This window comes from Maribellus sp. CM-23 (assembly GCF_021354595.1).
Classification (GTDB): domain Bacteria; phylum Bacteroidota; class Bacteroidia; order Bacteroidales; family Prolixibacteraceae; genus Draconibacterium.
On sequence record NZ_JADWYJ010000002.1, the window covers coordinates 646600 to 662680 of the forward strand.

The 16081-nt window shown below is 42.2% G+C and carries 12 protein-coding genes and 1 tRNA gene; 6 read left to right on the top strand and 7 right to left on the bottom strand.

Annotated features, from left to right (window positions below):
* Positions 1-37 precede the first annotated feature (37 nt).
* The 3 genes from INQ51_RS10005 to INQ51_RS10015 form a co-directional block, all read right to left on the bottom strand.
* A complete protein-coding gene (locus tag INQ51_RS10005) occupies positions 38-589 on the bottom strand; it encodes an RNA polymerase sigma-70 factor (protein WP_119436035.1) in 552 nt (183 codons plus the stop codon).
* Positions 590-836: 247 nt separating this feature from the next.
* Positions 837-2627, bottom strand: a complete 1791-nt coding sequence (argS, locus tag INQ51_RS10010) for an arginine--tRNA ligase (RefSeq protein ID WP_233377834.1) — start codon at positions 2625-2627, stop codon at positions 837-839.
* Between the two features lie 118 nt (positions 2628-2745).
* Positions 2746-4044 (bottom strand): OmpA family protein, encoded by a 1299-nt coding sequence (locus tag INQ51_RS10015; protein WP_233377835.1) that lies wholly within the window; start codon positions 4042-4044, stop codon positions 2746-2748.
* A gap of 160 nt (positions 4045-4204) precedes the next feature.
* Here INQ51_RS10015 and INQ51_RS10020 point away from each other — a divergent pair, with 160 nt between their 5' ends.
* Positions 4205-4744: a PolC-type DNA polymerase III gene (locus INQ51_RS10020; protein ID WP_233377836.1), complete on the top strand. Its 540-nt coding sequence runs from the start codon at positions 4205-4207 to the stop codon at positions 4742-4744.
* Positions 4745-4754: 10 nt separating this feature from the next.
* Here INQ51_RS10020 and INQ51_RS10025 read toward each other — a convergent pair whose 3' ends face one another.
* Complete coding sequence (locus tag INQ51_RS10025; protein WP_233377837.1) at positions 4755-5174, bottom strand: DUF5606 domain-containing protein; 420 nt, start codon at positions 5172-5174, stop codon at positions 4755-4757.
* Positions 5175-5309: 135 nt separating this feature from the next.
* Entirely contained in the window at positions 5310-7361 is a 2052-nt protein-coding gene (locus tag INQ51_RS10030; RefSeq protein WP_233377838.1) for a TonB-dependent receptor plug domain-containing protein, read from the bottom strand.
* Between the two features lie 241 nt (positions 7362-7602).
* On the opposite strand from INQ51_RS10030, the gene INQ51_RS10035 reads away from it, so the two are divergent.
* Positions 7603-8112 carry an RNA polymerase sigma factor gene (locus INQ51_RS10035; protein WP_119436029.1) on the top strand — a complete coding sequence of 170 codons (510 nt, stop codon included), beginning with the start codon at positions 7603-7605 and terminating at the stop codon, positions 8110-8112.
* A 167-nt stretch (positions 8113-8279) separates the two neighbouring features.
* Positions 8280-8828, top strand: coding sequence for a DJ-1 family glyoxalase III (locus tag INQ51_RS10040; protein ID WP_233377839.1), 549 nt, complete (start codon positions 8280-8282; stop codon positions 8826-8828).
* Between the two features lie 177 nt (positions 8829-9005).
* Here INQ51_RS10040 and purL read toward each other — a convergent pair whose 3' ends face one another.
* Entirely contained in the window at positions 9006-12695 is a 3690-nt protein-coding gene (purL, locus tag INQ51_RS10045; protein ID WP_233377840.1) for a phosphoribosylformylglycinamidine synthase, read from the bottom strand.
* A gap of 185 nt (positions 12696-12880) precedes the next feature.
* Here purL and INQ51_RS10050 point away from each other — a divergent pair, with 185 nt between their 5' ends.
* The 3 genes from INQ51_RS10050 (at position 12881) to INQ51_RS10060 (ending at position 14894) form a co-directional block, all read left to right on the top strand.
* Positions 12881-13207: a hypothetical protein gene (locus INQ51_RS10050; RefSeq protein WP_233377841.1), complete on the top strand. Its 327-nt coding sequence runs from the start codon at positions 12881-12883 to the stop codon at positions 13205-13207.
* An 88-nt stretch (positions 13208-13295) separates the two neighbouring features.
* A tRNA-Leu gene (locus INQ51_RS10055) sits at positions 13296-13381 on the top strand.
* A 289-nt stretch (positions 13382-13670) separates the two neighbouring features.
* Positions 13671-14894 carry a site-specific integrase gene (locus INQ51_RS10060; protein WP_233377842.1) on the top strand — a complete coding sequence of 408 codons (1224 nt, stop codon included), beginning with the start codon at positions 13671-13673 and terminating at the stop codon, positions 14892-14894.
* Between the two features lie 413 nt (positions 14895-15307).
* Here INQ51_RS10060 and INQ51_RS10065 read toward each other — a convergent pair whose 3' ends face one another.
* On the bottom strand, positions 15308-16012 hold the full coding sequence (locus INQ51_RS10065) for an autotransporter outer membrane beta-barrel domain-containing protein (protein WP_233377843.1): 705 nt from the start codon (positions 16010-16012) through the stop codon (positions 15308-15310).
* Positions 16013-16081: the final 69 nt, after the last annotated feature.

The following is a 16081-nucleotide window of genomic DNA, read 5'->3' on the forward strand; positions in this document are numbered from 1 at the left end:
ATCACGCACGCAACAAACTATTCAAAAGGCGCCCTTTTTACTCACCGCCCAATTTGTCGCGGATAAACTTTAAGGCTCTGAAAATTTGTGTCTCAACGGTTTTGGGAGATATATCCAGGGCTGCTGCGATTTCTTTGTGTTTCATTTCTTCGAAACGACTCATCCTGAATATTCGCTGTCGCTGTTCGGGCAACTCATTGATGGCTTTTTCAAGATCGGATTGCAGATTCTCGAGTGCCAGAAAGCTCTCAACACTTTCATTTTCATTGTTTGCCAGCGTCTCATTAAAGGAATCAAAAAAGGCATCGAGCGGCAATTTCCGGCTTTCGCGTTTAAGGTGGTTCAGTGCCCGGTGTTTAACTGATTTGAAGAGATAAGGCCTGATGAGTTTCTTGTCTTTAAGCTTTTCACTTTCTTCCCAAAAAGTGATCAGCACATCCTGCACGATATCTTTTGCGGTTTCCTCGTCGTTCAGATACCGGGAGACATAAACACAAAGGTCGGGATATATTTCCCGAAAAAGTTGGTGGAATTCAGTAGCACTTATGCCTTTTTTATTTCGAGGACTATAGAGGCTAAAAAACCACATTCAGGTCTTTGTTTTCGATTTGTAACCAACAAGATACAAGTTATGTTTGAAAAAATGGGCTAACAAATGTGCGAAATCCTTTAATCCACGCAACTTTCAATACCGATTTCTTTGTGAATCCGGGGTTACCTTTTCGCTGTTTACAGTATTTTATAATGTAAGGAAGGACGTCGCAAACCCCGTTATCCATTAAATCAATCTCAGCGACAAAGACAAAAAGAAACTTAGGGAGGTTCGCCTCCCTTTTTTACATCCTTTCCGGCATTTCAATTCCAAGCAGATTCATTCCTTTCTGAACAACCTGCCCAACCGATGATGCCAGAATTAACCTGAAATTCATGGTACCTGGATCGCTTTCACCCAAAATTGAATGATCGTGGTAGAACTGGTTGAATTCTTTAACCAGCTCGTAACAATAATTGGCGACCACTGCCGGGCTGTAATTATCGCCGGCTTCCTGCACTACCGAAGGGAACAACGACAAACGCTTTAACAAGTCTTTCTCTTTTACCGATAGTTCAGTAACCGGAAGACCGGCATCCATTGCCAATCCTTTTTCAGTTGCTTTCCGAAGCACCGACTGAATACGTGCATAAGTATATTGAATAAAAGGACCGGTGTTACCGTTAAAGTCGATGGACTCTTCAGGGTTGAACATCATATTTTTACGCGGATCAACTTTCAGAATAAAATATTTTAATGCCGCCAAGGCGATCATCCGGAACGTTTTTTCGGCTTCTTCTCCAGAAAGCGATTCCAGTTTTCCCAACTCTTTCGACATGTTACGGGCCACTTCGGTCATTCCGTCCATCAAGTCGTCTGCATCCACTACCGTTCCTTCACGTGACTTCATTTTCCCCGAAGGCAGTTCCACCATTCCATACGAAAAATGGTACAGGTCTTTTCCCCATTCAAAACCAAGTTTATCCAATAAAATTGCCAGCACCTGGAAGTGATAGTTTTGCTCATTCCCAACCACGTAAACCATCTTATCGATCGAATAATCGTTGAAGCGCATTTTCGCAGTACCAATATCCTGCGTCATGTAAACCGAAGTACCATCGCTGCGAAGAAGTAGTTTCTGGTCCAAACCATCTGCTGTCAGGTCGGCCCAAACCGATTGGTCTTCCCGCTGTGAAAAGATCCCTTCTTTCAGGCCCCGTATAACTTCGTCTCTTCCTACCAGGTAAGTTTCCGATTCGTAGTAAATCTTGTCAAAATCAACTCCCAGGTTTTTGTAGGTTACGTCAAAACCTTCGTACACCCAACCGTTCATGGTTTTCCAGAGTTCCACAGTCTCTTCGTCTTTGGCCTCCCATTTCCGCAGCATTTCGCGGGCAGCAATAATCGATGGAGCCTGGTTTTCGGCTTCCTCCTTGGTCATCCCTCCGGCAACCAACTCCGCTATTTCAGCCTTGTAATGCTTGTCGAATTCCACATAAAATTCACCCACCAAATGATCGCCTTTCATTCCCGAGTTCTCCGGAGTTTTTCCGTTGCCCCACATTTTCCAGGCATACATCGACTTGCAAATATGAATTCCGCGATCGTTTACAATGTTGGTTTTCACCACCTTTTTCCCATTGGCTTTTGCAATTTCAGAAATAGAAAATCCCAAGAGGTTATTCCGAATATGCCCCAGGTGGAGCGGTTTATTGGTGTTGGGCGAAGAATATTCCACCATCACCAGCTCTGAATCTTCCGTGACCGATTTGGTTCCGAAATCCTGGTTTTGATAAATATCGCGAAGTACTTCCAACCAGTAAGTATTGTTGATCACCAGGTTCAGGAATCCCTTGATAACATTGAAAGAATCAACAATATCGACCTTTTCACTTAAGTAGCTTCCAAGATCATTGGCCGTTAATTCAGGCGATTTCTTTGACGCCCTTAGAAACGGGAACACGACAATGGTTACGTCTCCTTCGAACTCTTTCCGGGTATTCTGAACCTGCACCTGGTTAATGTCAATGTCTGCGTTATAAAGTGTTTTTAACGCTTCAACGGTTGCATTCTGAATGATCTTTTCAATGCTCATGATGGTGAAAATTTTTGAGTGCGCAAATATAACATTTTAAGCACAAAGAAGGGTTGGCTTCGGGGCATAAAAAAAGCCCTGTCAAACGACAGAGCTTTTTGATGTATTTTGAAAACTACTATTTTCTGATTTTCGCAACTTCGAATTCAGTACGACGGTTTTCTTTTCTGTGCTTCATTGAATCGTTTGGTACAGCTGGTTTGCTTTCACCATAATTATGTGATCCAACGTATGCATTGTTAACACCTTTCATTAACAAGTATTTAACAACTGCCTGTGCACGTTTTTCAGAAAGTTTCATGTTGTAACCTTCACCACCGATGTTACAAGTGTGACCACCTACAACGATTTCATATTCTTTAGAAGCATTCAGTTGCTCAGCCAGTTTGTCCAACTCGGCTTTGAATTCAGGCTTCAATTCAGATTTGTCGAAATCGAAATAAATAGTTTCAATTGTCATATCTGACCAGTCAGGACATCCGTTGTTAGATGCAGGACCAGCTTCTTGCGGACATTTGTCTTCACAGTCGATTACACCATCACCGTCTGAATCAAGCGGACAACCGTCAGCGTCAACAGCACAACCTTTTGGTGTATCAGGACATTTGTCTTTTGGATCCGGAACGCCATCACCGTCAGTATCAGGACAGCCTTTGAATTTAGCCAAACCAGCTACATCCGGGCACTCGTCATCTTTGTCGGCAATACCGTCACCATCGCGGTCAGGACAACCGTTCAATGAAGCAGGGCCAGCTTCGTCCGGACAATCATCTTTGTAATCCGGCACACCGTCGCCATCGCGATCCAGCGGACATCCTTTTTCATCCACTTCTACTCCGGGAGGTGTATTCGGACATTCGTCTTTTCTATCTTTTACACCGTCACCGTCAGAGTCTTTGCCAGCACCTAAAGCAAATTCAACGATACTTGTTACCATAACATGGTCATCGTTTACGTCGCTTGCAACACCGTTTACGCTTCTGACTCCGTCAATTCCTTTAACATAAGAACCGGCAACAAACAATGCTGTACTTGGGCTAATCGGAAATTTCAATCCTGCACCAGCGTCAAAGTTTACACCATTATCGTTGTTGTCCCACATGTAACCAACACCTCCAAAAAGGTAAGGCTGAACTTTGTTGTCTTCGTTGAAGAGTTTAAGACGCAAGTTCAATAACGGGTTTACTACGTCCAGTCCCGGATCATCGAAAGATACACGTGTATCCAACATCAAATCGAATCGTGGACTCAGGTAGCGACTTAGGTAAAAGTCAGCAAGGAAACCAGCAGACTCAGTCTCCAGATTATAATCGATCCCAGGCCCAAGACCTATCGCCCATTTTTTGTCTGAATTCTGCGCCATTGCAGCCCCGGCTACAAATACCAACGCAAGAAAGAAAAGAGTAAATTTTTTCATAATCTAACAGTTTATTATTGTTTTCTTTGAATTCTAGAGGCAATTTAAAAATTAATTTCAATCTTACAAAACAGTGATATTAGGTTGTGGTTTATTTTTACAAAACATTTTTTAACAAAACTAAACATTAAAATTATATAAACTCACAATATTATACATTTTGTTTTCAATAATTGACATAGAAACTACAGGGCATAGCTACCGTTACGGGAAAATTACCGAGATAGCTATTATTCAACATAACGGACAACGTGTTACCGATTCTTTCTCGACACTGATCAACCCGGAAATGGACATTCCCTATTTCATTACCGACCTGACCGGGATCGATAACGAAATGGTGCGAAACGCCCCCAAATTTTACGAGGTAGCCAAGAAGATCGTCCAGATGACTTCGGGGCGTACATTCGTCGCTCACAATGTTAGTTTTGACTATAACTTCGTCCGTGAAGAATTTGCACGGCTTGGCTACGACTACAAAAGCAAAACCCTTTGCACAGTAAAGCTTTCACGAAAACTGCTTCCGGGTCACCGTTCCTATTCATTGGGGAGACTATGCTCTGATTTGGATATAGCAATAGAAGGAAGACACCGCGCCGCCGGCGATGCCTTTGCTACTGCCAAACTTTTTGAGATTTTACTGGGTAAACATCAACAAAACGAGAATAAAAATACGGCTCAAAACTACCGCTTGTTCTGAAAACGCCGACTTATTCGTCGCTATCGCTTCCGGCTTCCTCTTCAGTTTCTGTAAAGTCGAGTAATTCTTTTTCCTGAAGCGTGTTGTACCACAGGATCACTTTCTTAATGTCGGAAACATATACACGGTCTTTGTCGTAATCGGGCAAAATGGTTTCGAAGTAGTTCTTCAGTTCACTTCCCGATGCTTTTTCCGAAATAGCTGCTCCCCCATCCTCTTTGTCAGAAATGGTTTTGAAAATATCTTTCAACGGAACATCGCCCTCGTTGGTATAGATTGCAATGTCTTCCAGCGTTGAAACTTTGGCAGTAGAATAAACAGGCATCCTTTTTCCTGAATCCAGTGATTCTACAATTATATTGTTTTTACTTTCGGCCACCAACTTAAACAATCCTGAATGACCTGAAACAGATAATATTCCTTTTAACATGATTCAAATTTTTGGCGAATATACAATTTTTGTCATTCTTTTTAATAAAACAGAAACCGGGTACCTGAAAACAAGAGAGTTCAAAATACCCGGTTTCTTCTATAATTAATTTATCCCGAATAAATTATGTGTATGTTATTTTTTACTGAATTGAAGTTCGTAAACAAGACCGGCTTTAAACCACCTTCCGGGCTGTACCACATTTTCGATATCGTTGTATGTGGTATTGAATAGGTTATTTACCGAAGTGTAAAGCCTTACGTTTCGATGCTGATAAGATAACTTCCCATCCACTAACCAAAAAGGATCGTAATTTACTTCACCAACCGGAGCCATTTCTTCATACTTTGTATAACTTCCTTCCCGGTCCTGGTACACCAGCTTCAAATCAAGACTTAGATTTTTTACCAATTTCTGATTGAAAGAACATACCAGTTTATGTTTCAGGTTATCCAACACATACCGCGAAATAAAATCGTCTTCCTGCTTGTCAACATTATTAAACAAATAGCTGACATCGATATTGGGAACAAATTCCCCAAAGCGGTTACGCAGTATCAACTGCACTTGCGCCTCTGTTCCCAGGCTGGTCAGTCGTGTTAAATTTTGGGTTGTCCAGGTTTCCTCTTCGGTTGCCTTTACCCAATCGATAATGTTTTTTCCTTTCCGGTAGAACACGACCACGTGTCCTTTCACCACCGGCTTGCTATACTTGATTCCACCTTCAATCGTTGCCGATTTCTCCGGTTTCAAATCAGGGTTTCCTACATTGGTTGGCCCTTGGTAATAAAGATCGGTGAAAGTTGGCATTCGCAACGAGGAATTAAAGCTTGAGTATAGCTTTACTCCTTCCGAAACATCATAACTTACATCAACGCCGGGGAAGAAATTAATACCAAGATCGCTCCCGGAAATGTAGTTCCCCATGATCCCGGCTGTAAATGCCCACTTATTAATATATAAGGAGTGCTCCAGAAAACCAGACAAAGTGTTTCTCGAATCGGATTTGGTAAACTGTGCATCTTCTCCCGGAACGTCTTTGGGATGGTCCATCTCTTTTCCCAAAACATTACTCAGAATATGCTCGCTCCGGTATTCGATTCCCAAAGCTGTTTTACCGGCTCCCCACGCAAACCACGAGTTCAGATTACCGCCATAAGTATGCGTCAGGTGGTGATTGTGCCCGCTGTACCACGAGGCCGGGTTATCCCGGAATAACTCGAAGCGGTCCTGATGTCTCCTGAAATAAACCACCGGACTTAGATGAAGCGGACCGGAAGAAGCCCATTTTGCAGAAGTAAACAACGTTTTGGTGGCTTCGTACTGATTTGGATACTTGGGTGAATAAAAACTGTTTGCCCCAAATCCTTTTTCAGAAACACCCACCTGAACGTCCAGATCACCGTCCTTTGTGTTCAGGGAAGCGGAATAAAATCCGTTTAGCTCCTCAAAATCGGTATTGTTCGTATACCCATCCGAGCGCTTCTTCCCAACGGCAAGCATGTGATTCAGCCGACCGGTTTTCACTCCGGCCGAAACATTTCCATCAAAATAACCAAAGCTTCCGCCGGAAGCATTCACGGTGGCTGAATTTCCGCCTCCTTTCCGGGTAATAATGTTAATGGCACCCGAAAATGCATTGGGGCCGTAAACACGCGCAGCGGGCCCTTCGAGGACTTCGATTCTTTCGATTTGGGCTAAACTGACTGGAAGATTTAAATTGTGATGGCCGGTTTGAGGGTCGGTGATGTTAATACCGTTTAGAAGGATTAAGATCTGGTCGAATGTACCACCGCGAATACTAACATCCGCCTGGACACCTTCAGTTCCGCGTTGTCGTACATCCACGCCGGCAATGTACTCTAACAGGTCCTGAACACTCTGAGCCGGTACCGCCTCAATTTCTTTTCTCTCGATCACGGAAACAATCCGTGCTACCTGCGAATAAAGTGCAGGTGTTCTCTGCGCACTCACCTCGATCTCATCAAGGTCGTATTCCATTTTAACTTCCGAAGTATCCTGGGTAGTTGCCAGCGTAATAACCGGTGTTGACAGAAAATAAACAACTGCCAAAACTGAAATCGCCACAACTTTCCTCAGTGCGAGGAAAAGAGAATAACTCTTTCTTCCCCACTTTCGGAAAAATAAAACAGATTGCGCATCATGGTTAAACTTACTTGTTCTCATAATACAAAATCTATGAAGCAGCAAAGATATAAATTGATATTGAAACAGCCGTGCAGAAACTGCCGATACCCGATTTAGACCGGAAAGTTCCGTATTTCTAACATATGTCAAATCAGCGCGATAAGGAAATAAAAAATCTTTATATGGGATAGATTTAATCGACTGACTTTTGTCATGATTTATTTGGTTTTCAGGGGAACAAAAGCTTAAATTTGTTTAGACAAATTAAAAATAACGCGCCATGACTCAAATTCAATTCACCAACGCCCTGCTTGGATTAAGCGACAAATTACACTACTATGCCCTTAGTCTGACCTCTGACTCGGAGAGAGCGGACGACTTGCTGCAAGAGACTTTTCTGAAAGCGTTAACCTATCGTGAAAAGTTTACGCAGAACACCAATTTCAAGGCATGGATTTATACAATAATGAAAAACACCTTCATTAACGACTATCGTAGAAAGGTGAAAACAAAAAACACCTTTGAAGGTTCAAACAACGACTTTCACCTGATGTTTACAAAAGATAAAGTCTATCCGGCACCGGATTCTTTTTACAGTTCAAAAGAGATTACCAAAAGCATCAACGCTTTGGAAGACGAATACAAAGTGCCTTTTACCATGTTTCTGGATGGTTACAAATACAAGGAAATTGCAGAAGAACTGAGTTTGCCTTTGGGAACAGTAAAAAGCCGCATTTTCTTCACCCGTAAAAAGCTGGAGAAAGCGCTACACGAATACTCTGATAATTAATGATAATAAATGATTAGGTAATTAGGTCTTCAATTTTTGAAGGCCTTTTTTTATTTTTGAAATCATCAAATATTCCTTATTTTCTCTTCTTTTAAGAAAGATGTCCTGCATAAGGAATGTGGGAGGATGAACAGAGAGGTCAATAAAATCAACAACATTACACTGACATGAAAAATATAGCCGTTCATTTAGCCGAAGGATTTGAAGAAATAGAAGCCATCAGTATTATTGATGTACTGCGCAGGGCCAGCCTGAAAGTAACTGTTGTATCTGTTACCGGAGACCTGGCTGTTACCGGGGCGCACCAAATACAAGTTACAGCCGATAAATTATTTGAGGATGTTGATTATTCAGAAATAGAGATGCTTGTTCTTCCGGGGGGAATGCCGGGATCGGCCAACCTGAAAGCCCATGGCGGGTTACGCGAACAAATCCTGAATTTTAATGACAATGAAAAGCCTTTGGGAGCCATTTGTGCCGCACCGATGGTTTTCGGAAATCTTGGCCTGCTAAACAACAAAAAGGCGACCTGTTATCCGGGCTTCGAAGAAGAATTGCACGGGGCAATTATCACAGGAAACGACGTAGAGCAAACCGGAAATATTATTACAGGGAAAGGAGCTGGTGTTGCCATCGAGTTTGCCTTAAAGATTGTGGAAACCCTTAAAGGCAAAGAACTGGCAGATGAGCTTAAAAAGAAAATGATCGTAAAATAACCTGGAGAAACAGCCTCAGAAAATCATGCTTAGGAAATAAAAAAACGTAGGCATGAAATTGGGAAAACATAAGCATGAAATTTTGGAAATCACACGAGCACTCTTTCCGAGAGAGAAAGGAATAAACGAAAAGCCGCTTTTCAATGATGAAAAGCGGCTTTTCTATTCTGTAAAAATCTATTTTGTTTTTTCGGCAATCCAGTTTTTGGCATTTACAAAAGCCTGGATCCACGGAGCAATTTCATCCGCTTTCCGGTCGGCAGGGTAATGCGGCCAGTGCCACGGTTTGAAAGCCCTTTCCAGGTGAGGCATCATCACCAGGTGACGACCATCTTCCGAACAAAGCGAAGCTGCACTAAAATGTGAACCATTCGGATTTCCGGGATACTCTTCGTGGCTGTATTTCATCGGAATCTGGTACTGGTTCTCGTTAAACGGCAGGTAGAATTTACCTTCTCCGTGTGCCACCCAAATTCCCAGTTTCATACCGCCCATGTTACCGAGCATCACCGAATCGTTTTCAAGAACGTCCACATTCAGGAACGTTGATTCAAATTTATGCGACTCGTTGTGCAACATTTTTGGCTGAATGCTGTGCTCCGGATAAACCACCCCAAGCTCAATCATTACCTGGCAGCCGTTACAAACACCCAAACTCAGCGTATCTTCCCTGCGGTAGAATTTTTCGAGTGCAACACGGGCTTTCTCATTAAATTTGAAAGCGCCGGCCCATCCTTTGGCCGATCCCAGCACGTCGGAATTCGAGAAACCACCCACAAAAACGATCATATTCACGTCTTCCAGTGTCTCGCGTCCCGAAATCAAATCGGTCATATGAACGTCTTTTACATCCATACCGGCCAGGTACATAGCATAAGCCATTTCGCGATCGCCGTTCACCCCTTTTTCGCGAATGATTGCAGCCTTAATTCCAGATGGAGTTCTGCGTTTCAGATCGATTCCCAGGTCAGCAGCTTTTCCGGTGAAATCCTTGAAATCAAAACTCAGCGCGTTGTTCTTGTAATTTTTAAAACGTTCCAGTGCTTTTTCTTCACCACTTTGTTTGCGGTCAAGCAGGTACGAAGTTTTGAACCACATATCACGCAGCGAGTTGATATCGAAATCCGCTTCAACCGTCCGGTTAAGCACTCTCACTTTGCGGTAAGGAACCGGGAAACCAAGCGACATAAATGCAACGCCTGCTTCGGTCAGTTGTTTTTTCACCTCATCGTTGTCTGCACACTGAATAACCAGCCCCGGGTTCTCGGCCAGTAATATCTTTGCCAAATCTTCCTCTTCAAAGGCAGTTACATCTACCTTCATTCCGCCTTTTGTGTTGCTGAAACACATTTCCAGCAAAGTGGTAATCAAACCACCGGAAGCAATATCATGTCCGGCCAGAATCAGATCCTGTTCAATCAGTTTCTGAACCGTATTAAAAGCAACTACAAATTTTTCGGGATCAGCCACGGTTGGCGCAGTCTTCCCTATTTTATTGATCGACTGGGCAAAGGCACTTCCGCCCAAAGCTCTTTCCATAAACGATAAATCGATGAAAAGAATCTCCTTGCTTTCGTCGTTCACCAGTACCGGCTCCACTACTTTTTTCACATCCGACACCTCGCCCGAAGCTGAGATAATCACCGTTCCGGGAGCCAGCACCACATCGTCCTTGTATTTTTGTGTCATCGACATGGAGTCTTTTCCGGTTGGAATGTTGATTCCCAAGGCGCAAGCAAAATCGCTGGCAGCTTCCACGGCTTTGTAGATCCTTGCATTTTCGCCCGGATTTTTTGCCGGCCACATCCAGTTGGCGCTTAACGAAACACTTTTGAGGTGATCGGTCATGGGTGCCCAGATAATGTTGGTCAGCGATTCAGCAATTGCCAGTACCGATCCTCTTTCAGCATCCACCAAAGCCGCCACCGGCGCATGACCGATGGAAGTCGCCAAACCTGCTTTCCCCTGGTAATCGAGTGTGATCACCCCAACGTTGTTCAACGGTAATTGAAGCGCTCCGGCCGTTTGTTGCTTGGCAATTCGTCCGGTTACCGAGCGGTCCACTTTGTTGGTCAGCCAGTCTTTGCAGGCCACTGATTCCAGCTGAATGGTTTGCTCCACCAAATCGTATATTTCTTCCCAGTTGTATTCCAGTTCCTCAAAATCGGGTTCGATGGTTTCATCTTCCAAAACCGTTTTGGGTGGATTCCCAAACATGTATCCCAATTGCCAGTCGATCGACTTTTCACCCGTAGCCGAGTTTTCAAAAGTAAACTGCATGTCTCCCGTCGCTTCCCCGATTTCGTACATCGGCGCTCTTTCACGGTCGGCAATCCGGTGAAGCAGGTCCACATGTTCCTGTTTCATCACCAATCCCATTCTCTCCTGCGACTCGTTTCCGATAATTTCTTTTTGTGAAAGCGTCGGATCGCCCACCGGTAATTTTGATGTATCAATCTTTCCACCCGTCGATTCTACCAACTCCGACAGACAGTTCAGGTGACCGCCTGCGCCGTGGTCGTGGATCGAAATAATCGGGTTTTCATCCGATTCGCTTAATGCCCGGATAGCGTTGTACACACGTTTCTGCATTTCAGGATTCGCACGCTGAACAGCGTTCAACTCAATAGCGTTGTTAAACTCGCCCGTTGCTACCGACGATACTGCACCACCACCCATTCCGATGCGGTAGTTATCACCTCCTAAAAGAATGACTTTATCGCCAACTGTTGGCTCGTCTTTTAAACTGTGTTTTTTATTTCCGAAACCAATACCGCCGGCCAGCATGATCACCTTATCGTAACCGTATTTGGTAAAACTTTCAAAGTGTTCGAAAGTAAGTACCGAGCCGGTAATAATCGGTTGCCCGAATTTGTTACCGAAATCGCTGGCTCCGTTTGAAGCTTTGATCAGGATTTGTTCCGGTGTCTGGTACAACCATTCGCGTTCATCGGTGGCCTGCTCCCACGAGCGTTGTGCTTCGGTTCTGGGGTAAGAAGTCATGTAAACCGCTGTTCCGGCAATTGGCAAACTTCCTTTCCCGCCGGCAATACGGTCGCGAATTTCACCTCCGGTACCGGTAGAAGCCCCGTTAAACGGTTCTACGGTTGTGGGAAAATTATGCGTTTCTGCTTTTAATGACAGTACGGTTTCAATATCCTTAACTTCAAAAAAGTCGGGTTTATCCTGTGTTTTGGGAGCAAATTGTTCCACCACCGGTCCCTGCACAAAAGAGCAGTTGTCTTTATAAGCTGAAACGATTTTGTTGGGATTCTCTTTCGATGTCTTTTTGATCATCTGGAACAGAGAAGACTCCATCTCCTTCCCGTCGATGACAAAAGTGCCGTTAAAGATTTTATGACGGCAGTGTTCCGAGTTCACCTGGGCAAAACCATACACCTCACCATCGGTTAACGGACGTCCCATTTCTTTCGAAACTCCGTTCAGGTATTCAATTTCATCATCGCTCAACGCAAGTCCTTCCTGTTCGTTGTATGCCGCAATGTCTTCAATGTTCAGAATCGGGTCCGGCTCTTTGTCGATTGCAAATACCTGCTGGGTAAGCCCATTGTAAATCGCCTGAAGCATCGGGTCGTATTTCGCAGTTTCGCTTTCAACTTCAAAAAACTCCTCCATCCGGCGAATTCCTTCGATCCCCATATTCTGGGTGATTTCCACGGCGTTGGTACTCCAGGGTGTCAGCATCTCTTTGCGAGGCCCCACAAACCAACCTTCCAGTGTTTGGCTTTTCAGGTATTCGGCTCCCGAAAAAAGCCAGATCAGTTTTTCGATGTTCTCTTCTCCGAGAGGTTTTGCAGAATAAACTGCAATAATACTGTTGCTTTGATTTTTAAAGAATTGAATCATTTTTTACGGCAAGTTTTATGACGAATATGTTGTAAAACACGCCACAAAGATAAAAAATAAAAATGGGTGAAAATGATAAGTTCTCATCATTACATCGGAGTTTTCAACAAGGCTTAAAGTTAAAATGATTTAAATTATCAGGGATTTCAAATATTCTGATTTTCTTTATCAAAAATTGACAATCAATGCATCGTTTTTTAATCCTGTTGTTTTTGATCGTAACCATGGCCTGCAGCCAGCAAAAACAACTTCAGCGTTCGTACATCGGAAAGTCCATTGCCGCTTTGACGGAAGAGTTGGGCAAACCACAGCAAATATTTGACAATGAATCGGGGAAAGTGTACATTTTCGAGAAACAAGAAGATTTAAAAGGCACCGAGATCAACCAGGGGAAACTCACTCTCGACCCGATTGTGACCCCGAAAGTACAAAAAACGGAACGGCTTTATGTAACAGTAAAAGACGGCGTAATCGTAAATATCAAACAAGAAAATGAATACGAACGTCAATGATTTTTTTTGAAACGTATGCAGGTTAAAAAATTTTTATAGTTTTGCACACACAATTTTCGGTAAATCCGAAAAACGTTCTAAAAGTATTGCCCAGGTGATGAAATTGGTAGACATGCAAGGTTGAGGGCCTTGTGGGAGTATAATCCCGTGCAGGTTCGAGTCCCGTCCTGGGCACTTTGGAGAAATCCAGAAGACAACAAAAGCGCTTAAATCATTGATTTTAAGCGCTTTTTTATTTTTCAGGAAATCAAAAATGCACAAAAAAAGTCAATATTACCGAGACTTTACCGAGAACAAGACTTTTTTCTGAAAACTGTTCTCGGCAAATCGCATAACTCTCTCTATTTCAACATTTAAATTAACCCGAATTGACTCGATTTGGTGTTGAAAATCACCCTCAAAATGGGTACTTTTAAGCATTAATCGAGAACAATTTTTCTTTAAAAATTTAAAATTGAGAAAAATGAGAATGACGATTAACTTTTTAATGAAGAAGGCCAGACAGAAAACCAATGGGGAGATACCTGTCTATGTGAGATTTACGCTAAAATCAAAACGAGTAGAGCTTTCTACCGGAATTTATTGTCATCCTGATAATTGGGATGAAGTTGGACAACAAATAAAAGGCAGAAATGAGACAGCAAAGATTTTAAATAACAGGTTGAGTAATATCCAGAACGAAATTCAGGACTATTACAATCAGTTAAAATCCAACAACGAAGAGTTCGATGTTATCTCAATAAAAAACAAACTTTTAAATATTGATGAAAGTAAAGGCATCGTAAATATTTTCGATTATTATCTCAATAGTATACTGGAAAAACTGAACAAAGGCTATTCAATGGAGACCTATAAACATTATAAGTCATCCAGAAAACGCCTTGCTGCTTTTATTAAATACCACTACAGCAAAAAGGATTATCCAGTTGAATCCATTGACTATAAATTTTTAGATGCCTTTGATGTTTATCTTAAGAAGAGATTTAAGGTTCACCAAAATACAGCCTGGAATTATCACAAACACTTACGCCGTGTTCTTAACCTAGCCATTTCAATGGATCACATAAACAAAAATCCATACAATAAATACAAGGTTAAATTAAAAGAGACTCACAGAGAATTTCTAACAACAGAAGAACTATCCAAACTTGAAGAAAAAGAAATACAAATTGAGAGATTGGCTGTAGTACGGGATATTTTTGTTTTTGCATGTTATACGGGGCTATCATTTTCAGACATTTCCAAGCTTAGTATAATGCACCTTCAAAAAGGCATTGACGAGAAAATGTGGATAATAATTGACAGATCCAAAACTGGTAATCGATGCCGAATTCCACTTCTTCCCAAAGCCAAAGAAATTCTACACCAATACAGCAATTATCCAAAGAATCAAAGTAAAGGGTTACTACTGCCAGTACTTACCAACCAAAAAATGAATAGTTATCTTAAAGAACTTGGGGATATTTGTGGAATCAAAAAGGAAGTTACAATGCACGTGGCCAGGCATACTTTTGCAACCTCGGTTACTTTAGAGCACGGCGTTCCCATCGAAACTGTTTCCAAAATGCTTGGACACACTTCACTTAAGACCACACAGATATATGCGAGGATCGTCGACAAGAAAATTTCTGAAGATATGGAACTGTTACAGACCAAACTCTGTGAGAAGAAGAAGGTTAGAATCTGAGGATTAACATTTCAATGTCCATTGCTTTGTAGTAATGGACATTGTTCTTTACGATGTCATTCATCGGGCATGGCACTTTTATTGCGCGCTCCAATGCTGTAATCACTTGCAAGCAAGGCAAACAAAAGCCCCTTTCCAAAAAGGAGAAAGTCTAAATAAAGAAAATTCTTGAAGTTGACTATCCCCGTGGCAGAGCCAAGGAGTATTACGCCAACTTCATTTCAGCTAAATCGCTGAAAACCGAATTTTCTTTATTTCACCCCTCTGTCAGCCATAGAGGCTGACATCTCCCCTCAATGAGGGAGAAAAAGCGGAACCCCATGGCAGAGCCAAGGGGAATTATTAGATTCAATTTCTTAAAATCTACCTACGAAGAGTAATTGTGGAGCTTTCTGATATCAAACCAGACAATCTTATATCCTAATTTTTATCCCCAAACTCCAGTTTACCGGATTTAAATTGACGTTCCAATCAGAATTACTACTCTCCCAATCGGTGATAGAATACTTAATGCCCCCCAATCCTAAACAGGCGCTAAACCTGTCTGTGATAAAATAAGTTAATTCGGGAATGAGTTGCGGGCTAAAATAATCAACCTCTGATTCTCCAGATAAGCTAGTCATGGAAGGATTTGTTCCTTCTGAAATATCGGAAAGTCCATCAGAAGATAAGTTCTCTCGTTCCATATAAACGGTCTCAAATTCCGTTTTAAGTTTTCCGTAGCTGACCTTCATTGTCGCAGAAAAATAGAACTTGTTAGTAATTGAGAAATATCTTGCCACGTAAACGTTTGGCAAAAAAGCTTTCGATTTGATGTCTAAAGATTCAAAATGAACTCGGTCGTTAAAATACAAGCTGTTCTCACGTGTTTCTTTGTTCCGGATGTAATCGAGCCCGATACCTACAACAAAATTGTCGGTAAGGAAATACCCGGCTGAAGAACCGATATTTAAATATTTTCCATCCGTTTGGGATAGGTTGGTTATTACTCCGGTTTCTGTGCTTGTATTGGTATAATTGCCATTAAACCCGATTATTATGTCTCCTTTGGTTATCTGCCCCATTGCTGTTGAGGCAGAGAGAATAAGGAACAAAAATGGCATTAAATTCTTTTTCATTTAATTTGGTTTATTAATTGTTATTCTTATAACTACAAATATCATCTTCTAAGTTGGTGGAAAACAAAA